Raw genomic sequence first — 19,478 nt, forward strand, 5'->3', positions numbered from 1 at the left:
TGATAATGTTTCAATAAACTACAACTACTCGATGAACAAACAACCGATGAGGCATATCCGATGAACACTGTACTGCGTACCCTGACCCTGGCCACCACCCTGCTCGGCGGCGCCGCCCTCGCCGCGCCCCTGACGGTGACCGTCTACAACCCCGGCGAGAAGGGGATCTTCCCCGTCTCCTCCGAGCTGGTGGCCGGCGACAAGGAGGCCATCCTCATCGACGCCCAGTTCGGGGTCAAGGATGGCAAGGCGCTGGTGGATCTGGTGAAGCAGAGCGGCAAGAAACTGACCACCGTCTACATCAGCGGCGGGGATCCGGACTACTACTTCGGGCTCGAGCCGATCAAGGCGGCTTTCCCCGAGGTCAGGATCCTCGCCAGCCAGCACGTGGTTGACCATATCAAGCAGACCAAGGATGCCAAGCTGGCCTACTGGGGCCCCATCCTGGCCGAGCAGGCGCCGAAGCAACTGATCGTGCCCGAGGTATTGACCGCCTCTCACCTGACCCTGGAAGGGGAAACCATAGAGATCAAGGCCATGAATACCCCGAGTGCCTACCTCTGGCTGCCCTCCGTCAAGACGGCGCTGGGCGGTGTACCCGTGTATGGCAACACCCATGTGTGGATGGCGGACAGCCAGACCAAGGCCGCGCGTGCCCAGTGGGTGCAGACCCTGAACGAGATGCTGGCGCTCAAACCCGAGCGGGTCGTGCCCGGTCACTTCCTCGGGGCCGAACCCAAGGGAGTCAATGCCGTGACCTTCACTCGCGACTATGTGCTGCGCTTCGAACAGGCGCTTGCCAAGGCCAAGGGCTCCGCCGGGCTGGTGGCGGAGCTGAAGCAGGCCTACCCCGCTCTGCCCGTCGATGACGGCCTGGATATCGGTGCCAAGGTCGCCACCGGCGAGATGAAGTGGTAATAGCCTGAGTCTGTTCCCTGTGTTTTTTTACCGGGCCGAGCGCCCGGTTTTTTCAATCGGTTTGGAGTAAAGCGCGATGAGCGATTCGACCCTGCATTATGTGTACGACCCCCTCTGCGGCTGGTGTTATGGGGCGGCCCCCCTGCTGGCGGCCGCGGCCAAGATCCCCGGGCTTGAGATCGCGCTGCATGGCGGCGGCCTCTGGCTGGGGGATCGCCGCCAACCCATGGGGACGGCGCTGCGCGACTATGTGCTCCCCCATGACGAGCGGATCCAGGCCCTGACCGGCCAGTCCTTCGGTGCGCGCTATTTCGATGAGCTGTTGCTGAGCGATGGCCTGCTGCTCGACTCCGAGCCCCCCATTCGCGCCATCCTGGCGGTCAGCGCCCTGGGGGGAGATGCCCTGACCATGCTGCACCGCATCCAGCAGACCCATTACCGCGATGGTCTCTGGGTGGGGTCACTCCCCCGGCTCGCCGCCTTGGCCGAGGAGCAAGGGCTCAATAGGGAGGCATTCGAGGTGGCGTATCGTGAGGTCAGTCTCGATGAACATCTGGCCCAGAGCCAGGCCTGGTTGCGCCGTCTCGGCGGGCAGGGTTATCCCACATTGGGGCTGGTGCAGGGCGAGCGCCTGGTTGTGCTTCCCCTCGCCACCTTCCTCGGAGATCCTGCAGCCTTCACCGATTTTCTCTCGGCACAGCTGAAGCAGGTAAAACCACAATCTAGATAGGTGATCTGGTCTGAACAGTGCTTCTGAACGCTGGCATGGACTCATGCTTGACCTGAGGCTGACGATATAGGGAGATGCAGCTAGATTTATCTCCGTATGAATAGTCATCATTTGGGTATGAAATACCCAGATGCCTCTCAGGTCGTCAAGGATACGCATCATGTTCAAAAACATGTCAATTAGTCAGAAGCTGAGCGCTGGATTTGCCACCCTGGCCGTGCTGGTGGTCGCACTGGCGTGGTTTTCGGTGTCGCAATTGTCGGGGCTATTTCGTGACACGACCCTGATCACGGGCAACCTGATCCCGAGCATGCAGGCCGCCAACCAGATGGAGACCTCCCTGCTGAATTCGCGGCGGGCCGAGCTGAACATGGTGATCTCAGGGCAAGACAAGGAGGGGGTGGCGCGTTATGACAAGGTCTATCAGACGGCCAAGCAGGAATTTGCCACCGCCGCCCAGGCCTATGCGGCCATGCCGTTTACATCGGCCCAAGAAGAGCAGGAGTTCAAGGCGCTCACAGAGGCGGCAGCACAATACTTCGATGCCCATGACGAGCTCGCCGCCGCGCTGCAGCAGGGGGATATGGTCAAGGTCATGGCTCTGCGCGAAGGGATCACTATGACTGCTCTGGTTGCCGTCAGCAAGAAGGCTCTGGTGCTGCGGGACATCAACGACAAGGTTGCCCGCAACATGACGGCCACCATCGAGGGGGTATATGAAAACTCCAGGACGCTTAGCATCCTGATAGGCTTCTTCACTGTGGTGTTCGTGGTCGTGGTGGCCTGGCTGCTGACGCGGCTCATCCGCAACCCTGTCATGCTGCTGCTGGCCCAGACCCAGAAGGTCTCGGGCGGGGATCTGGCGACCCGGCTCGATCTTGACCTGTTCAACAACGACGAACTGGGGCAGCTGGCCAAGGGCTTTGGCGAGATGCAGGGCCGCCTGCGCAGCCTGGTCAGCGAGGTGTCCGGCTCCGTGGTGCAGCTCAGCTCGGCCGCCGAGGAGATAAGCGTGGTGGCCAAGCAGTCGGCGACCAGCATGAACAGTCAGCAGCATGAGCTCAATCAGCTGGCGACGGCCATGAACGAGATGCAGGCGACGGTGCAGGAGGTCTCCCGCAACACCAACGAGGCGGCGGAAGCCGCCACCCAGGCGAGCGGCACCGCCGAGCAGGGGGCCCACACCGTCAACGATTCCATCGTGCGGATCGAGCAGGTCGCCTCCGCCATCGAGAGCACCGCCGAGGTGATCCGCCAGTTGGGCGACGACAGCCGCAACATCGGCATGGTGCTGGAGGTGATCCGCGGCATCGCCGAGCAGACCAACCTGCTGGCGCTGAACGCCGCCATCGAGGCGGCCCGGGCCGGCGAGCAGGGGCGCGGATTCGCGGTGGTGGCAGACGAGGTGCGCACGCTGGCGAAGCGAACCCAGGACTCCACCGCCCAGATCAACACCATCATCTCCGAGCTGCAGCAACGGGCGGAGCAGGCCGGCAGCACCATGCAGCAGAGCCAGGCGCTGATGCAGGCAACCGTGGGCACGGCGCGGGAGGCGGGAGCCTCCATCACCGAGATCAGCGGCTCGGTCGAGAGCATCTCCCAGATGAACATCCAGATAGCGACGGCGACCGAGGAGCAGGGGGCGGTGAGCGAGGAGCTCAATCGCAATGTGGTCAACATCAGCCATGCCTCTGAGGAGGTGGTGGCCGGGGCGACCCAGATGGCAGCCGCCTGCAACGACCTCAATCAGCTGGCCACCCAGCTGCAGGAGATGGTACGCCGCTTCAGGGTGTGAGGATCTCCCCGTACGGAGCAATGAGCGGGCCTGGACGAGCGTTCAGGCCCGCTTCCTCTCATCCCCCCATTCATCCCACCATGGACATCCCTTGTCCCGTCGCCCGTTCTTGGGCATGCTAGCGGACTCATTAATGGGCCGGATGTAGTTGTATGAACCTTCGCGATCTCGAATACCTGGTAGCGCTGGAAGAGGAGAAGCACTTTCGCAAGGCGGCGGAGCGCTGTTTCGTCAGTCAGCCGACCCTGAGCGGCCAGCTGCGCAAGCTGGAGGACGAGCTGGGGGTCATCCTCATCGAACGCACCTCCCGCAAGGTGCTGTTCACGCCTGCCGGTGACGCCATGGCCCAGCAGGCTCGCAAGGTGCTCAAGGAGGTGCGCGAGCTGAAGAGTATCGGCCAGCACTTCGCCGAGCCCATGTCCGGCGAGATCCACATCGGTTTCATTCCCACCGTCGGCCCCTACCTGCTGCCCCACATCATCCAGGACTTGCGGGAGCACTTCCCCAAGCTGGAGTTCTACCTCTACGAGGAGCAGACTCAGGTACTGCTCAAGCGTCTGGAGGAGGGGGAGCTGGATTGCGTGGTGCTGGCGGAGCTGGAGGGGATGGAGGGCTTTGGCACAATCCCGCTCTATCAGGAACCCATGTGGTTGGCGGTGCCCAGGCAGCATCCCGAGGCCCAGGCCAGGGCGGTGCCGCTGCACAATCTCAAGGGCAAGAAGCTGCTGATGCTGGCGGATGGTCACTGCCTGCGGGATCAGGCCATGGGCTTCTGCTTCGCCGCCGGTATCGGGGAGGATCAGCGCTTCAAGGGCACCAGCCTCGAAACCCTGCGCAATATGGTGGCGGCGGGCAGCGGCCTGACCCTGATCCCCCGTCTCGCCGTGCCGACCAACAAGGAGGAGGGGGGCGTCAGCTACCGACCCGTGATCGACCCTATTCCGGGGCGAACCATATCACTGCTCTACCGTCACTACTCGGTGAGAAGACCCTGCTTCAATGAATTGGCGGCGCGTATCTCGCTGTTGATGAAGTCACTGTTGGCATGATGTGGTAATGCGTGCATAAAAAAACCGGCGCCCTGGCGCCGGTTTTTGCATGTCTGCGAGCTTAGAAGATGTCGTCCGTGGAGACGGGGCCATCGCTGCTGGAGCCATCGCCCCCGTAGACCTGATTGCCATCGGAGAGCTGGCTGGAGTAACGCGTCGGCTCTGTCCCCTCCTTGAAGAACTCTTCCGTGGTGCTGCCATCGGTGCGGTTGGTCAACAGACCGGTTTCGCGATCGATGCGCACCTGCATCACCCCTTCAGGTACCGGCATCTTGCGCTCGGGGATCTGCTGCAGGGCCGTCTTCATGAAGTCGATCCAGATGGGCTGGGCGGCGCCGCCCCCGAACTCGGCCCGGCCGAGGCCGCGCTGGTGGTTGTCAAAGCCGATCCAGGAGGTGGCCACCAGGTTCGGGGTATAGCCGGAGAACCAGGCATCCCGCGATTCGTTGGTGGTCCCGGTCTTGCCCGAGATGTCGTGACGCTTGAGGTCACGGGCCGCCCGCCAGCCGGTGCCACGCCAACCGTTGCCACCCCAGATGGCGGTGGTCAGGGTGTCGGTGATGAGGAAGGCACTCTGGGCGCTGATGGTCTGAGGCGCCATGTTGTTGGGCACCACGGGATCGATCGGGCACTGGGCCTTCCAGTCCGGTGCCGTATTCAGGTAGGCATCGGCGCTGTCGAGACCGGCGGCGGCCAGCACGCCGCAGTCGCGGCAGGCGGCGGCCGGATTGGCCTGATACAGGGGCTGACCGAAGCTGTCGGTCACTTCGGTGATGAAGTAGGGGCTGACCTGGAAGCCGCCGTTGGCCAGCACGGAGTAACCGCGCACCACTTCCAGCGGGGTGAATTCGGCGGCGCCGAGGGCCAGGGATTCGTTCGCCGAGATGTGATCCCGGGCGAAGCCGAAGCGGGTCAGGCCGTCGATATAGGTATCCAGCCCGATGGCGCGCATCAGTCGCACCGACATCACGTTCTTGGACTTGGCGAGGCCGAGGCGCAGGGTGGTCGGGCCCTCATAGATGGCCGGTGAGTTTTTGGGCTGCCACATGGGGCCCTTGGCCGGATCCCACTGGTTGATGGGGGCATCATTGATCAGGGAGGCCAGGGTGTAGCCCTGCTCCAGCGCGGTGGCATAGAGGAAGGGCTTGATGTTGGAACCGACTTGGCGGCGTGCCTGATCCACCCGGTTGAACTTGGAGATCTCGAAGCTGAAGCCACCGACCAGGGCCTCGATGGCCCCATCCTGCGGGTTCATGGCCACCAGGGCGGCGTTGACTTCGGGGATCTGGGAGAGCAGCAGCTCCTCACCCTTCTCCCGCACCCAGATCTGGGCGCCGACTTTCAGCACGTCCCGGGCCGATTTCGGGGAGAAGCCCTGGCGATCGTCGGTGATGAAGGCACGCGCCCACTTGATGCCATTCCAGCCGAGCTCGGCCTGCTTGCCATTCTTCAGCACCAGGGTCGCACTCTTGTCTGTCAGCTTGGTGACCACGGCCGCCATCAGCGGCTGATAGGTCGGCTGCTTGGCCAGGTGGGCCATGATCTGCTCGTAGTCCCAGGCCGGTTCACCGGCCTTCCACAGCAGGGCGGTGGGACCGCGATAGCCGTGGCGGGTATCGTAGTCGAAGACACCGTCCAGCAGGGCGCGATGGGCGGCCCGCTGACGCTTGGCGGTGACTGTGGTGTAGACGTGCAGGCCCATGGTGTAGGCATCTTCACCGAACTGCTCCACCATCTTCTGACGCACCATCTCGCTCAGGTAAGGGGCATTGAGCGTCGTCTCGGCGCCGTGGTAACGGGCCTTGACCGGCATCTTGGACGCCTCGTCAAACTGGGCCTGGGTGATCTTGCCGGTCTCCAGCATGCGGCCGAGCACCACGTTGCGGCGGGCGAAGGCACGCTCGGGGGAGCGGATGGGGTTGAGCATGGACGGGGCCTTGGGCAGACCGGCGATGATGGCGATCTCGTCCAGGGTCAGATCCTTCACATCCTTTCCGAAGTAGACCTGGGCGGCTGCGCCGACCCCGAATGCCCGGTAGCCGAGGGGGATCTTGTTCAGATAGAGCGTCAGGATCTCGTCCTTGGAGAGATTCTGCTCGATGCGCCAGGCCAGGAAGACCTCCTTGATCTTGCGTACCAGGGTCTTCTCATTGCTCAGGAAGAAGTTGCGCGCGACCTGCTGAGTGATGGTACTGGCGCCCTGGCGGGCCTGGCCGGAGACAGCCCAAACGGTGGCGGCCCGGATGATGCCGATGGGGTCTATGCCAGGATGCTCGTAGAAGCGGGCATCCTCGGTGGCGAGCACGGCGTCGATCATGGACTGGGGTATCTCGTCCAGACGCAGCGGGATGCGACGGATCTCGCCGAATTGGGAGATCAACTCACCGTCCCGGCTGTAGACCTTCATGGGGGTAGCCAGTTTGACATCGCGCAGGGCGCTCACATCCGGCAACTGGGGCTTGATGTAGAAGTAGACGCCGATGAGGCTGGCAACACCCAGCACAGCACCCAGCATCATCACAATAAAGAGGCGAACGAGCCATTTCAGCATGGAAGAACTACCAATCGTCTTAAAATTAGCCAACGGGCGCAGAGTATAGCCTTTTTAGCCCTGCAGATTCGAGGTTTTCCTGTCCAGGGACCCGGACCTCGAGAAGAGGCGCGAGGGTAGCACTTCATGGCGCAATTACCAAGGCGAGGGGCGGGCAGAGGAGGAAGGGAGAGGCGGGTCAATTTTTGACATAAACTTTATGACATTGATAGATAGAGCATTATATTGAGTTAAATCATCACCCCGTGATGAGCTGTCCTACAATAAGTCCTAAAACCCAATAACGCATGGATGTGTATATGTTTGGGCTATTCAGCAAAGGATCCCTCCTCTCCTTGGCGGGTATTGATTTTGGCAGTCAAACCATCAAGGCCGTCACCCTCAGCGGGCGTCCCGGCAAGTTGCATCTCGAGTCTGTCGCCGAGATTGCCATGCCCAAAGGCACGCTGGTCGATTACCAATTACAGGATATTGAACGGGTCAGCCAGTCCCTCAAGTCCCTCAAGCGGCTTATTCAGGGGGATTGCGAGCACGTGGCCACCGCGGTGACCGGCTCCAACGTCATCACCAAGGTCATCCAGGTCGATACCAACATCAACGACAGCGAACTGGAGAGCCAGGTGCAGCTGGAGGCCGAGCAACTCATCCCCTTCCCCCTCGATGAAGTCAGCCTGGATTTCGAGATCCTGGGGGTGACGACCGATGAGAGCCGCCAGGAGGTATTGCTGAGCGCAGCCCGCACCGAGAGCGTCAGCGGCAGGGTCAGCGCCCTGACGGAAGCCGGCATGAACACCAAGGTCGTGGACGTTGGCGCTCATGCTCTCGGGCGCGCTGTGCTGGCCTGTCTGCCGGAACTGCAGACATGGGAAAAACCGGTCGGGATCGTCGACATCGGCGCCAGTGCCATCACCTTTGCCGCCCTGATCAAGGGTCAGGTGATCTACTCCCGCCTGCAAAATTTCGGTGGGGATCAATACAGCCAGGCCCTGGCCTCGTTTTACAGCATGAGTCTGGAAGAGGCCGAGCTTGCCAAGACGCAAGGCTCCCTGCCCGCCGACCATGAGGTCGAGGTGCTGCAGCCTCACCTCAATACCCTGGTGCTGCAGGTGAAGCGCAACGTGCAGCTGTTTTGCAGCTCATCGGGGAACAAGGAGTTATCCCGGCTGGTGCTGACGGGGGGAGGCAGCCTGCTGCCAGGCCTTGCCAAGCAGATTGGTAGTGAACTAGGTTGTGAGGTATCTCATCCGGATCCCTTTGTGTTGTTTGGCAAACCCAAGGGAGAGGGAGGACTCGTTCATGGGGCCAAATACATGGCTGCACTTGGGTTGGCGCTGCGGAGCTTCACACCATGTCAAATATAAACCTGCTGCCCTGGCGGGTGGTCAGGGCTCAACGCCAGAAGAAACAGTTTGGCGTCTTGTTGGGGGTGTTTCTGGCGGCGACGGCTTCTCTGGCTTTTGCCATCGATTGGCTGGTCGTGCAGCAGGTCTCCCACCAACAACAGCGTAACCAGCGGTTACAGCAGGAGATGACCCTGCTGGATGCCCAGCTCGGCGAGATCCGTTTGCTGCAGGAGCGGCGCAAGGAGCTGATCGATCGCATGCAGCTCATTGAACAGCTGCAGATGCGCCGCAATCTGCCGGTGCGCCTGTTCAATCAGTTGCCCGTGCTGGTGCCCAACGGAGTCTATCTCAATACCCTGGCGCTGCAGGCCAACCGGATCGATGTCAACGGCAAGGCGGAAGCCTACGGGCGGGTTGCCAGCATGATGCGGCGCATCGACGGCTCAGGCTGGCTGGGCCAATCCCAGCTCAGCACCATCTTCACCGCCGAGGTGGCCCCCATAGCGCTGAGCCAGTTCTCCATGATGTTCCTGATCGCTTCCACCAACCTGAGCACGGCCAAGGGGCAGCCATGAATCTGCAGCAGCTCAATGAACTCGATCTCAACGACATTGCCCGCTGGCCCAAGCTTGCCAAGGGGATCTTCATCGGCATCTGTTGTGCCTTGGTGGGAGGCGGCATCTATTACTACGTGATCGCGAGTTCCCTGACGGCATTGCGCCAGGAGGCCGCCAAGGAGGGGGAGCTGAAAGGTCAGTTTGAGACCAAGGCCATGCAAGCGGCCAATCTGGGGGCCTACAAGAAACAGATGGTGCAGTTGGAACATCTGGTGGATACCCAGCTCAAACAGTTGCCCAACACCCATGAAGTGGCTGGGCTGCTCGATGACATCAGCTTCATCGCCACGGACAATGGCTTGAAGCTCAACCGGATCAACTGGGAGCCCGAGGTCCAGCGCGAGTTTTCCACCGAACTGCCCATGCGCATCGAGGTGGTCGGCACCTATCACGAGCTCGGCAAGTTTGCGGCCGATATGGCGGCCTTGCCGCGGATAGTGATCCTGGAGTCATTCACGCTCAATCAGGACAAGGATGGGAGCGAGATGATAGGCATGTCCATGCTGGCCAAGACCTACAAGTACAACGGCAAGACGGTGGGGGCGCAGCCATGAATCTGAGACCGCTCTGCCTCTTGCTGCCCATACTGCTGCTCTCCGCCTGCGGCGGGCAGGAGGACATGGATGAATATGTGAAGCAGACCAAGGCGAGACCCCCAGTGCCCATTGAACCTCTGCCGGAGATCAAGCCATTCTCGCCCATGGCCTATCAGCACACTGAGCAGCGCAGCCCCTTCATCGAGCCTCAGCCTGAGAACAGTTCCAGAGCGGATGCCAGGGTCAAACCGGATTGTGCCCAGATAGTGGCCAACCGTGAGAAGGAAGTACTGGAGCGCTACTCACTGGCCAGTTTGAGCATGAAGGGCTCCATCGGCAAACAGGGACAGTTATGGGCCCTTATCAACACGCCAGATGGACAGGCGGTGCGGATCGGGCTGAATCAACATATGGGGCTGGATCAGGGAAGAGTCATCAAGATAACGAATACCCATGTCGACTTGATGGAGACGGTACCGGATGGCAAGGGATGCTGGGTCACGCGAGAAACCCAGTTGGCCATGGCCAATCTCGACGCAAAACAATGATCAGGGATGAGCTGAGATGAGAACAACAATAAGCAGGATGACCGGCGTGGCGCTGCTGTGGTTTGGGGCCTGCCATCAGGTGTGGGCGGTGCCGACGCTGCAAGAGGTCAAGGTGAACCCCTTGTTGGCCGATCAACTGCTGCTGGAACTGAGTTTCAGTGAGCCGGTGAGCGGTTTCAGCGACAGATTGTCCTATGAGCCGAATCAGTTGCTGCTTCATGTGCCCGGTGCCGTCGGCGCGCTGACGGTCAACCCGCTGCCCATCAAGCAGCAAGGGGTGGACAATCTCAAGGTGGAAGGCAAGGGGGAGGGGCTCGACATCAAGATAGCCCTCGATCAGCTGACTCCCTATCAGGTTCATCAGCAGGGCAGCAAGCTGCTGGTGTCGTTGGGGGAGAAGGTCGGCCAATCGACAGCCCCGACCACGGTAGCCACCACGACGCCGGTGGCGACCCAGTCTGCTCTGGTCAGAAACCAGCCTGTCACCCAGTCCGCTTTGATCGACACCCAGCGAGTGGCCCAGAATCAAGCCATGCCAGCCCCTCAACCGGTTTCGGCTCCCGCGCCGGCAGCAGCCTACAAACCCGTGTTGTCCACCCAGCAAACCAATAGCGGAGCCTACTTCAACTCGGTCAAGGGGGTGGACTTCAGGCGTGGCAAGGAGGGGCAGGGGGAATTTCTGGTGACCCTGGACAACAGTTCGGCGGCGGTGGATGTCAGCAGCCGCGGCCAGAAGGTGCTGGCCAAGTTCCACGGCACCCGGATCCCGGATGATCAGCTCAATCTCATCAATGTGCAGGACTTCGCGACCCCGGTTTCTCAGGTGGAGGTGTTCCGTCAGGGCAACGACACCCTGTTTGAGCTATCGGTCAACGGCCAGTTCGACTATCGCTACGATCAGGCCGACAAGATGTTCATCATCGAGGTGAAGAAGCGGGTCGCCACCACGGCGGCCAAGCAGTACCAAGGCAAGCCCATCTCCTTGAACTTCCAGGATATTCCAGTGAGAACCGTGTTGCAGATCATCGCCGACTTCAACAATCTGAACCTGGTGACCACGGATTCAGTCTCCGGCAATATCACATTGCGCCTCGATGGTGTGCCCTGGGAGCAGGCACTGGATATCATCCTCAAGGTCAGGGGGCTGGACAAGCGGCTGGACAACAACATCCTGCTGGTGGCCCCGGCAGAAGAGATAGCCGCCCGCGAGAAGCAGCAGATGGAGAGTCGCAACCAGGTGGCCGACCTGGCGCCGCTCTATACCGAATATATGCAGATCAACTACGCCAAGGCGGCGGAAGTGGCGGCGCTGCTCTCCTCCGAGAGTACCAAGCTGCTCTCCCCGAGGGGGGCGGTGAGCGTGGATGAGCGCACCAACGTGCTGGTGGTCAAGGATACGGCGGATGTCATCAGCAACGTCAAACGGATGCTGGATATTCTCGACATCCCGGTCAAGCAGGTGGTGATTGAAGCCCGCATGGTGACCATAGACGATGGTTTCGACGAGGCGCTGGGGGTACGCTGGGGGGTGACCAAGACGGATGGGCACGGCAACGGCACTTCGGGCACCATAGAGGGCAACGACGGCTCGGGCAACAACGATGGTACCTCCACCATCACCAGACCCGGGGTCGAAGACAGGTTGAACGTCAACCTGCCGGTGACCAATGCCGCCGGTACCCTCGCCTTCCAGGTGGCCCGTCTCGCCAACGGCACCCTGCTGGATCTGGAGCTGTCGGCGCTGGAGAAAGAGAGCAAGGCCGAGATCATCGCCAGCCCCCGGGTAACCACGGCGAACCAGAAGCCGGCGCTGATTGAGCAGGGTACCGAGATCCCCTATGTGGAGTCCTCCTCCAGCGGCGCGACCTCGGTCACCTTCAAGAAGGCGGTACTGAGCCTCAAGGTCACTCCCCAGATCACCCCGGACAACAGGGTGATCCTGGACTTGACCGTGACTCAGGATACCAAGGGGGAAACCGTGCCGACCGGTACCGGGGATGCGGTTTCCATCAACGCTCAGTCCATCACCACCCAGGTGCTGGTGAACAACGGTGAGACCCTGGTGCTCGGCGGCATCTATCAACAGACCATCAAGAATGATGTCAGCAAGGTGCCGCTGCTCGGGGACATCCCGGGTCTTGGCTACCTGTTCAAGAAAACCACCAGCGAGAACAAGAAGCGGGAACTGCTGATCTTCGTCACCCCGCGGATCGTGACCGACGCCCTCTGAATGCTTTACATGTGAGGGTAAAACACATATAACCTTACGCCCCAATGAGGCTGGGGCGTAAGGGCTGCGGTTGCCAGTCCTGATTTCTATTGAGATAATCCCCCTCCTGATCCATCGCAAGATAAGGTTCATAGGTACCCCGGTCGAGTGTTTACCGGGGCCATACAGTTTGTAATTACTAACGAAAAGACATGGCTGAGAAACGCAATATTTTCCTGATAGGTCCCATGGGTGCGGGCAAGAGCACCATAGGTAGACATCTGGCAGAACAACTGCACATGGAGTTTTTCGACTCGGATCATGAGATTGAGCGCCGCAGTGGTGCCGATATCGGCTGGGTGTTCGATGTTGAAGGCGAAGAGGGTTTCCGGATCCGCGAAGAGAAGGTGATCGGCGAACTCGCCGAGCAGCAGGGCATCGTGCTGGCAACGGGTGGCGGTGCCATCAAGAGCCGCGAGACGCGCAACAAGCTTTCCGCCCGTGGCATCGTCGTCTACCTCGAAACCACCATTGAGAAGCAGCTGGCACGCACTCAGAGAGACAAGCGTCGTCCCCTGTTGCAAACCGAAGAGCCGCCCCGTGAAGTGCTGGAGCGTCTGGCCCTCGAGCGCAACGCCCTGTATGAAGAAGTCGCGGACTTTGTCATCCACACCGATGAGCAGAGTGCAAAAGTTGTTGCCAATCAAATCGTTAAGTTGATCGGCATGTAATCGATAGAGGACGTCCATGGAAAGGTTGAAGGTCGAACTGGGTGAGCGCAGCTACCCGATTGAGATAGCTGCGGGTCTGTTGCAACGCCCCAAGGTGTTGGCAGAGACGATCAAGGGCAAGCGGGTCATGATAGTGACCAACACCATCGTCGCCCCCTTGTATCTTGAACGGGTCATTCAATTGCTCTCCGGTTTTCAGGTTGAACACCTGATCCTGCCGGATGGCGAAGCCTACAAGACCCTGGCGACCTTTGAGCAGATCATGTCTGCTCTGCTTGAGACCAACCATGGTCGTGATACCACCCTCATCGCTCTGGGGGGCGGCGTGATAGGTGACGTTGTCGGCTTCGCTGCGGCAAGCTATCAACGTGGCATTCCGTTCATTCAAGTGCCTACCACGCTGCTCTCCCAGGTTGACTCCTCCGTCGGCGGCAAGACCGCCGTCAATCATCCCCTCGGCAAGAACATGGTGGGCGCCTTCTATCAGCCCAGGCATGTGATCATCGATACCGACTGCCTCCAGACTCTGCCCGCCCGCGAATTTGCCGCTGGCATGGCGGAGGTGATCAAGTACGGCATCATCTGGGATGCCGAGTTCTTCTCCTGGCTCGAAACCAACATGGGGCGCCTGCAGAGCCTTGACACGGACGCCCTCTCCTATGCCATCCGCCGTTGCTGCGAGATCAAGGCGGAGGTGGTGGCCGAGGATGAGACCGAACACGGGGTGCGTGCCCTGCTGAACCTGGGCCACACCTTCGGCCATGCCATCGAAGCCGAAAAAGGCTATGGCAACTGGTTGCATGGCGAGGCGGTTGCGGCCGGCATCATGCTGGCGGCGGACACTGCCCTGGCTCGCGGCGATCTGACCGAGCAGGAGGTGGCGCGGATCCGTGCCCTGCTGCTGGCGGCTGACTTGCCCGTACAGGCTCCCCCCGAGATGGATTTCGACGCCTTCATCCGCCACATGCGCCGCGACAAGAAGGTGCTTCAAGGCAAGCTGCGACTGGTGTTGCCGGTCGGTATCGGGCATGCCCAGGTCGTCGGTGATGTGACTGATGCCCAATTGATGGCGGTAATCGAGTCTGGTCGTGACTAACAGCAAACTGCTAAAACTTCCTTCCCAGCGGCAGCTGGTCGACCGGCTGCTGCACCTGATTGAATTCAATCACCCCTTCATCTTTCTCTCCGGCAAACCCGGCAGTGGTCGTGGCACCCTGTGTGAAAGTCTGCTGAACGGCCTGCCCGACACGGTGCGGGTGGTGAGCCTTATCGGCAGCGCCGCCATGAAGATGGCGGACGTGCGCCAGCTCTTGCTCCAGCAGGTGGTGGCGAGGCCCCTGTTCAACCCGCAGGATGCCCTGGCCGATAGCTTCTTCCGCATGCTGGATGGCAAGCCAGCGAGTCTGCTGCTGCTCATCGAGCGGGCCGATGAACTGCCTGCGGATCTGGTGGGGGAGCTGTGGGCGCTCTGTCGTCACAACGATACCCTGGCAAGCCCCCACAAGCTGGCGATCACGGTCTCCGGTAGTGACGCCTGGTGTCGCACCCAGAAGGGGGGACTCAAGGGGCGGGCCATGCCGGCTCTCGAGCTGGAGGTCGCGCCACTGAGCCCACCGGAGCAACGTATCTTCTTGTATGAGAAGGCCAAAGAGCTCAAGATCCCGACAGCCCTCTTGCCCAAGCCCAAGGTAGAGGAGATCCTGAATGGCGCACATGGACATCCGTCCGCCATCATGCAGTCACTGGAGGATATCATGACCGACAGAAGGCCCAAGAAACGTCAGGCCGAGTTGCCCGTCAAGAAGATTGCTATCGTACTGGCCCTGGTCGTGGCCGGTCTGCTGGGACTGAGCTATCTGCCCATGTTCGATGAGATGGGCAAGGAAGAGGCCAGGGTTCAGCCCCAAGAGGAGGCGCTGCCGTCCCCGATAGGGAGCGATCCTCTCACGGCAAACGCGGCGAGCGGGGCGCAAGCCAGCGGCTCGGCCGAGACGAATGGCAGCCAGGTGGCGCGCGACTGGCAGGCGGATGCCAAGACCCTGCCCAAGAAGGTCGAGAGCGAGACGGTCACCACGGAATCGACCAACTACGAGGGGCGCCGTGTGGTCATCTCCGACGAGGTGGTCGAGAAGCTGATGACGCAGCCCAACGTCAGCGGCGCCCTGCCCACCGAGGTAGTGAACGAGCTAACCGGCGTGAGCTCCCAGGCGGCAGCGACCCAGAAGGCGACGCCCTCTACCCAGCCTTCTGTGCAGAAGACCCAAGGTACGGCTGTGCCCAAGCAGGCTGCCGAACCCGCCGCCCTGATGGCGCCCAAGGTGGCCTTGACGCCGGTCGCGACCCTCAACAAGAAACCGAAGAATCACTACAGCATCCAGCTGATGGGGGCGAGCAATACCCAGGCGGTCGACAGCTTTGTGGCCGAGCATACCTTGGCGGGCAAGGTCTGGGTCTACAAGACCCGTTTCCGTGGGAGCCCCTGGTATGTGGTGATACAGGGTGACTATGCCAACAGTGCCCAGGCCAAGACGGCGATCCGCAAGTTGTCGCCGGCGCTGCTGAAGGGTCAACCCTGGCCCAAGTCGTTTGCCCAGATACAAAAAGAGCTGAAGCAATAGCCATGCTGCCCGTGAAGGGGGTAGAATCTCCCCCCTTTTTTGGGCGTTGCCTTCTTAACACCGGATTTCCATGAAAAAAACACGCGCGTTTTTAAAATGGGCCGGGGGAAAATACTCCCTGGTCGAAGAGATTGCCGAGCGGTTGCCGGCCGGGCGTGTGTTGCTGGAGCCCTTCGTCGGGGCGGGCTCGGTCTTTCTCAACACGGATTACGATGCCTATGTGCTCAACGACATCAATCCGGATCTGATCGGCCTGTACAATCATCTCAAGCAGCGGCCGGACAACTTCATCGGCGAGGCCCGCAAGCTGTTCGTGGCCGAGCACAACCACAAGACCGCCTATTACCGCCTGCGCAGCCAGTTCAACCAGACCGAGGCCGGTTTTGAGCGGGCCCAGCTGTTCCTGTTTCTGAATCGCCATGGTTTCAACGGCCTGTGCCGTTACAACAAGAAGGGGGGCTTCAACGTTCCCTTCGGTTCCTACAAGAAGCCCTATTTCCCGGAGAAAGAGCTGTGGGCCTTCGCGGAGAAGGCGCAGAAAGCCACCTTCATCTGCGAGAGCTATGCCGACGCCATGGCGAGGGCGGAGTCCGACTGGGTCATCTACTGCGATCCCCCCTATGCGCCGCTCTCCACCACGGCGAGTTTCACCACCTACTCGGCCGGTGGTTTCACCCTGGACGATCAGGCGCTGCTGGCGCGTCTTGCACGTCACACCGCCGCCCACAAGAGGGTGCCCGTGCTCATCAGCAACCACGACATCGAGCTGACGCGGGAGCTGTATCGTGGCGCCCGGCTGGACGAGATCCTGGTCAAGCGCACCATCAGCCGCAACGGCGGTGGCCGCAACAAGGTCGCTGAGCTGCTGGCGCTCTATCCGCCCGGCATCGAGCCCGAGCAGGGTTATTATCCAAGCGACGCCGTATTGGCCGAGCTCGGCTAGTCTGCTGGCGGCACCTTCGGGTGCCGCCATCATTTTGGGCGAGCGATACTTGCCTGCATTTCTCTCCTCCTGTTGACGGTTTTCATCGGATCGACGCGATAAAGCGAGTCACCCGCTTCTGCCGCGCTTGCGGGTCGTTTTCATCGGACATTTGCGGTAAAATTACGCCGTTTTTTCTGCCTAGCTGCCAATGGATGACGCTGATGAAAGATTTTCTGATTGCTCCCTCTATCCTCTCCGCCGACTTCGCCCGTCTGGGTGAGGATGTTGCCAAGGTGCTGGCCGCCGGGGCCGACGTGGTGCATTTCGACGTGATGGACAACCACTATGTCCCGAACCTGACCATAGGCCCCATGGTCTGCCAGGCGCTGCGTGATTACGGTATCGAGGCGCTCATCGACGTGCACCTCATGGTCAAGCCGGTGGACCGCATCGTGCCCGATTTCGCCAAGGCGGGTGCCAATCTGATCACCTTCCACCCGGAAGCGTCCGATCATGTGGACCGCACCCTGGGGCTCATCAAGGAGCAGGGTTGCCAGGCCGGTCTGGTGCTGAACCCGGCCACGCCGCTCTCCTGCCTGGAATACGTGATGGACAAGCTGGACGTGATCCTGCTGATGTCGGTCAACCCGGGCTTCGGTGGCCAGAGCTTCATCCCGGGCACCCTGGCCAAGCTGCGTCAGGTGCGTCGCCTGATCGACGAGAGCGGCCGCGACATTCGCCTCGAGATCGACGGTGGCGTCAAGGTGGAGAACATCCGCGAGATCGCCGCGGCCGGTGCCGACATGTTCGTGGCCGGTTCCGCCATCTTCGGCAAGCCAGACTACAAGGCGGTGATCGACCAGATGCGTGCGGAGCTGGCTCATGTCCGTTGAACGTCCCTTCGACCTGGTGCTGTTCGATCTGGACGGCACCCTGATCGACAGCGCCTCCCAGCTGGCCCTGGCGGTCAACCGCACCCTGGCTGAGCTTGGTCTGGCCGAGGCCGATGAGGCCGTTGTGCGGACCTGGGTCGGCAACGGCGCCGACAAGCTGATCCAGCGTGCACTGGATTACCGCGGGGCACCGGATCTCTTTGCCAAGGCGCGCCCCCTGTTCGATGCCCACTATCGCGCCTGTCTGCTGGAAGGGCTGGCCATGTATGAAGGGGTGGAGCAGAGCCTGCGCCGCCTGCAGCGACTCGGTTATCAGCAGGCCGTGGTGACCAACAAGCCGAGTCACTTCGTGCAGCCCATCCTGGATGCCCTCGGCATCGGCGACTGTTTCGCGCTCTGGCTGGGGGGCAACTGCGTCCCCGAGAAGAAACCTAGCCCGGCCCCCCTGCTGCACGCCTGCCATGAGCTGGGCATAGCCCCGTCCCGCACCCTGATGGTGGGGGATTCCGAGAACGACGTGCTGGCCGCCCAGGCCGCCGGCATGAAGGTGGCGGGGCTCACTTACGGCTACAACTATGGCCGCCCCATCGCGGATTCCCATCCGGATTGGGTATGCGAGCAGTTTGCCGAACTCGATGCCCTGCTGGCCTAATAACAAGGATCCACATTTCATGACCAAACCAATCGTATTGAGCGGGGCCCAGCCCTCCGGCCAGCTGACCATAGGCAACTACATGGGGGCCCTGCGTCAGTGGGTCAACATGCAGGATGACTTCGATTGCCTCTACTGCATCGTCGATCTGCACGCCATCACCACCCGCCAGGATCCGGCTGCCCTGCGCAAGGCCTGCCTGGATGCCGCGGCCCTCTATCTGGCGGTGGGGATCGATCCCGCCAAGAGCACCGTCTTCATCCAGTCCCACGTGCCGCAGCACGCGGAGCTCGGCTGGATCCTGAACTGCTACACCCAGATGGGCGAGCTGTCGCGCATGACCCAGTTCAAGGACAAGTCCGCCCGCTTCGAGAACAACGTCAACGTCGGTCTGTTCGGCTACCCGGTGCTGATGGCTGCCGACATCCTGCTGTACCAAGCCAATCAGGTGCCGGTCGGAAACGACCAGAAGCAGCATCTGGAGCTGACCCGCGACATCTGCACCCGTTTCAACAACCTGTATGGCGAGGTGTTCACCCTGCCCGAGCCCTTCATCCCCACCGACGGTGCCCGGGTGATGAGCCTGCAGGATCCGACCAAGAAGATGTCCAAGTCCGACGACAACGAGGCCAACTTCATCGGCCTGCTGGAAGATCCCAAGCAGATCGTCAAGAAGATCAAGCGGGCGATGACCGACTCCGACGAGCCGGCCGTGGTGCGTTTCGATCCGGAAAACAAGCCTGGGGTCTCCAATCTGCTGACCCTGATGTCCGGGGTAACCGGCCGCTCCATCCCCGAGCTCGAGCAGCACTTCGAGGGCAAGATGTACGGTCACCTCAAGACCGAGACCGCCGAGGCCGTTGTCGCCTTGTTGGAGCCCATCCAGGCTCGCTTCCGTGAGTTGCGTCAGGATGAGACTCATCTGATGAAAATTCTGGCCGCCGGGGCACAAAAAGCGCGGGAAAGGGCTGAAAAAACGCTGATCAATGTATATGATGTAGTCGGCTTCGTTCCTCGAGCCTGACATACTGGGAAGGTGTAGTTGAAGAGAGCTGGGTATTTGCCTGGCTTTCTTTGTTTTACCGACTCGGTATTCGAGCCTTCACCTTCCCATTGCCAACGCGGGTTTTTGCCCCAAGAGAAAGCATGTCCGTCGAATCAAATTCCGTGATTGAAGAGCTGAGTGACAAGGGCCACTGGCTGCGCAAGTTTCGCAAGGCCAAGAACCTCAACACCCTGCAACTGATGGTCTCCAACGCCATCGACAAGCATTACAAGACTCCCGCCATCGCAGCCGCCATCTATCTGGCGGAGTGCCAGCGCGAGCGTGAACTGGAGCAGGGCCGCCTGCTGGATCGCTGAT

18 protein-coding genes are annotated in these 19,478 nt (G+C 61.0%); 17 read left to right on the forward strand and 1 reads right to left on the reverse strand.

All coding sequences use genetic code 11. From position 1 onward, the window contains the following. Positions 1 to 60 precede the first annotated feature (60 nt). From ACRCYW_RS21580 to oxyR, 4 genes are all read left to right on the forward strand, one after another. A complete protein-coding gene (locus ACRCYW_RS21580; RefSeq protein ID WP_438552019.1) occupies positions 61 to 918 on the forward strand; it encodes a Vmh family MBL fold metallo-hydrolase in 858 nt (285 codons plus the stop codon). 76 nt (positions 919 to 994) lie between these two features. Continuing rightward, the gene (locus ACRCYW_RS21585) at positions 995 to 1,648 is read left to right on the forward strand and encodes a DsbA family protein (protein WP_438552020.1); all 654 of its coding nucleotides are present in this window, start codon (positions 995 to 997) and stop codon (positions 1,646 to 1,648) included. A gap of 160 nt (positions 1,649 to 1,808) precedes the next feature. Beyond that, on the forward strand, positions 1,809 to 3,443 hold the full coding sequence (locus ACRCYW_RS21590) for a methyl-accepting chemotaxis protein (protein ID WP_438552021.1): 1,635 nt from the start codon (positions 1,809 to 1,811) through the stop codon (positions 3,441 to 3,443). A gap of 152 nt (positions 3,444 to 3,595) precedes the next feature. Further along, positions 3,596 to 4,492: a DNA-binding transcriptional regulator OxyR gene (oxyR, locus tag ACRCYW_RS21595; RefSeq protein ID WP_438552022.1), complete on the forward strand. Its 897-nt coding sequence runs from the start codon at positions 3,596 to 3,598 to the stop codon at positions 4,490 to 4,492. 61 nt (positions 4,493 to 4,553) lie between these two features. On the opposite strand, the gene ACRCYW_RS21600 is transcribed toward oxyR, so the two are convergent. Further along, positions 4,554 to 7,043 (reverse strand): penicillin-binding protein 1A, encoded by a 2,490-nt coding sequence (locus ACRCYW_RS21600; protein WP_438552023.1) that lies wholly within the window; start codon positions 7,041 to 7,043, stop codon positions 4,554 to 4,556. 299 nt (positions 7,044 to 7,342) lie between these two features. Between ACRCYW_RS21600 and tapM the strand changes: the two genes are divergently transcribed. From tapM to ACRCYW_RS21665, 13 genes are all read left to right on the forward strand, one after another. Next, on the forward strand, positions 7,343 to 8,404 hold the full coding sequence (gene tapM, locus ACRCYW_RS21605; protein WP_438552024.1) for a PilM family type IVa pilus assembly protein TapM: 1,062 nt from the start codon (positions 7,343 to 7,345) through the stop codon (positions 8,402 to 8,404). After that, positions 8,392 to 8,961 (forward strand): PilN family type IV pilus biogenesis protein TapN, encoded by a 570-nt coding sequence (tapN, locus tag ACRCYW_RS21610; protein ID WP_438552025.1) that lies wholly within the window; start codon positions 8,392 to 8,394, stop codon positions 8,959 to 8,961. Before tapM ends, tapN begins: the two co-directional genes overlap by 13 nt. Beyond that, complete coding sequence (gene tapO / locus ACRCYW_RS21615) at positions 8,958 to 9,557, forward strand: PilO family type IV pilus biogenesis protein TapO (RefSeq protein ID WP_438552026.1); 600 nt, start codon at positions 8,958 to 8,960, stop codon at positions 9,555 to 9,557. Before tapN ends, tapO begins: the two co-directional genes overlap by 4 nt. Before the next feature lie 2 nt (positions 9,558 to 9,559). After that, positions 9,560 to 10,087 carry a pilus assembly protein PilP gene (locus tag ACRCYW_RS21620; RefSeq protein ID WP_438552058.1) on the forward strand — a complete coding sequence of 176 codons (528 nt, stop codon included), beginning with the start codon at positions 9,560 to 9,562 and terminating at the stop codon, positions 10,085 to 10,087. Positions 10,088 to 10,103: 16 nt separating this feature from the next. Beyond that, entirely contained in the window at positions 10,104 to 12,317 is a 2,214-nt protein-coding gene (locus tag ACRCYW_RS21625) for a type IV pilus secretin PilQ (RefSeq protein ID WP_438552027.1), read from the forward strand. A 191-nt stretch (positions 12,318 to 12,508) separates the two neighbouring features. After that, complete coding sequence (gene aroK, locus ACRCYW_RS21630; protein ID WP_349919028.1) at positions 12,509 to 13,027, forward strand: shikimate kinase AroK; 519 nt, start codon at positions 12,509 to 12,511, stop codon at positions 13,025 to 13,027. A 16-nt stretch (positions 13,028 to 13,043) separates the two neighbouring features. Then, positions 13,044 to 14,123: a 3-dehydroquinate synthase gene (aroB, locus tag ACRCYW_RS21635; protein WP_438552028.1), complete on the forward strand. Its 1,080-nt coding sequence runs from the start codon at positions 13,044 to 13,046 to the stop codon at positions 14,121 to 14,123. Continuing rightward, positions 14,116 to 15,645: an SPOR domain-containing protein gene (locus tag ACRCYW_RS21640; protein ID WP_438552029.1), complete on the forward strand. Its 1,530-nt coding sequence runs from the start codon at positions 14,116 to 14,118 to the stop codon at positions 15,643 to 15,645. The genes aroB and ACRCYW_RS21640 overlap by 8 nt, the downstream gene beginning before the upstream one ends. Positions 15,646 to 15,715: 70 nt before the next feature. Then, positions 15,716 to 16,588 (forward strand): Dam family site-specific DNA-(adenine-N6)-methyltransferase, encoded by an 873-nt coding sequence (locus ACRCYW_RS21645; protein ID WP_438552030.1) that lies wholly within the window; start codon positions 15,716 to 15,718, stop codon positions 16,586 to 16,588. A gap of 203 nt (positions 16,589 to 16,791) precedes the next feature. Further along, on the forward strand, positions 16,792 to 17,463 hold the full coding sequence (gene rpe / locus ACRCYW_RS21650; RefSeq protein WP_438552031.1) for a ribulose-phosphate 3-epimerase: 672 nt from the start codon (positions 16,792 to 16,794) through the stop codon (positions 17,461 to 17,463). Then, positions 17,453 to 18,115 carry a phosphoglycolate phosphatase gene (locus ACRCYW_RS21655; protein WP_438552032.1) on the forward strand — a complete coding sequence of 221 codons (663 nt, stop codon included), beginning with the start codon at positions 17,453 to 17,455 and terminating at the stop codon, positions 18,113 to 18,115. Before rpe ends, ACRCYW_RS21655 begins: the two co-directional genes overlap by 11 nt. A gap of 19 nt (positions 18,116 to 18,134) precedes the next feature. After that, positions 18,135 to 19,139, forward strand: coding sequence for a tryptophan--tRNA ligase (gene trpS / locus ACRCYW_RS21660; protein ID WP_438552033.1), 1,005 nt, complete (start codon positions 18,135 to 18,137; stop codon positions 19,137 to 19,139). 122 nt (positions 19,140 to 19,261) lie between these two features. Continuing rightward, positions 19,262 to 19,477, forward strand: a complete 216-nt coding sequence (locus ACRCYW_RS21665; RefSeq protein WP_438552034.1) for a hypothetical protein — start codon at positions 19,262 to 19,264, stop codon at positions 19,475 to 19,477. Position 19,478 lies beyond the last annotated feature (1 nt).

Source organism: Aeromonas sp. (assembly GCF_051657805.1).
Classification (GTDB): domain Bacteria; phylum Pseudomonadota; class Gammaproteobacteria; order Enterobacterales; family Aeromonadaceae; genus Aeromonas.

Bases quoted from the DNA above. Each gene is read 5' to 3' on its own strand.
- ACRCYW_RS21645 (WP_438552030.1), top strand. From the start codon at position 15,716: ATGAAAAAAACACGCGCGTTTTTAAAATGGGCCGGGGGAAAATACTCC.
- ACRCYW_RS21590 (WP_438552021.1), top strand. From the start codon at position 1,809: ATGTTCAAAAACATGTCAATTAGTCAGAAGCTGAGCGCTGGATTTGCC.
- ACRCYW_RS21600 (WP_438552023.1), bottom strand. From the start codon at position 7,043: ATGCTGAAATGGCTCGTTCGCCTCTTTATTGTGATGATGCTGGGTGCT.
- ACRCYW_RS21655 (WP_438552032.1), top strand. From the start codon at position 17,453: ATGTCCGTTGAACGTCCCTTCGACCTGGTGCTGTTCGATCTGGACGGC.
- tapO (WP_438552026.1), top strand. From the start codon at position 8,958: ATGAATCTGCAGCAGCTCAATGAACTCGATCTCAACGACATTGCCCGC.
- tapM (WP_438552024.1), top strand. From the start codon at position 7,343: ATGTTTGGGCTATTCAGCAAAGGATCCCTCCTCTCCTTGGCGGGTATT.
- ACRCYW_RS21585 (WP_438552020.1), top strand. From the start codon at position 995: ATGAGCGATTCGACCCTGCATTATGTGTACGACCCCCTCTGCGGCTGG.
- ACRCYW_RS21580 (WP_438552019.1), top strand. From the start codon at position 61: ATGAACACTGTACTGCGTACCCTGACCCTGGCCACCACCCTGCTCGGC.
- aroB (WP_438552028.1), top strand. From the start codon at position 13,044: ATGGAAAGGTTGAAGGTCGAACTGGGTGAGCGCAGCTACCCGATTGAG.
- trpS (WP_438552033.1), top strand. From the start codon at position 18,135: ATGACCAAACCAATCGTATTGAGCGGGGCCCAGCCCTCCGGCCAGCTG.
- oxyR (WP_438552022.1), top strand. From the start codon at position 3,596: ATGAACCTTCGCGATCTCGAATACCTGGTAGCGCTGGAAGAGGAGAAG.
- ACRCYW_RS21665 (WP_438552034.1), top strand. From the start codon at position 19,262: ATGTCCGTCGAATCAAATTCCGTGATTGAAGAGCTGAGTGACAAGGGC.
- tapN (WP_438552025.1), top strand. From the start codon at position 8,392: ATGTCAAATATAAACCTGCTGCCCTGGCGGGTGGTCAGGGCTCAACGC.
- ACRCYW_RS21625 (WP_438552027.1), top strand. From the start codon at position 10,104: ATGAGAACAACAATAAGCAGGATGACCGGCGTGGCGCTGCTGTGGTTT.
- rpe (WP_438552031.1), top strand. From the start codon at position 16,792: ATGAAAGATTTTCTGATTGCTCCCTCTATCCTCTCCGCCGACTTCGCC.
- aroK (WP_349919028.1), top strand. From the start codon at position 12,509: ATGGCTGAGAAACGCAATATTTTCCTGATAGGTCCCATGGGTGCGGGC.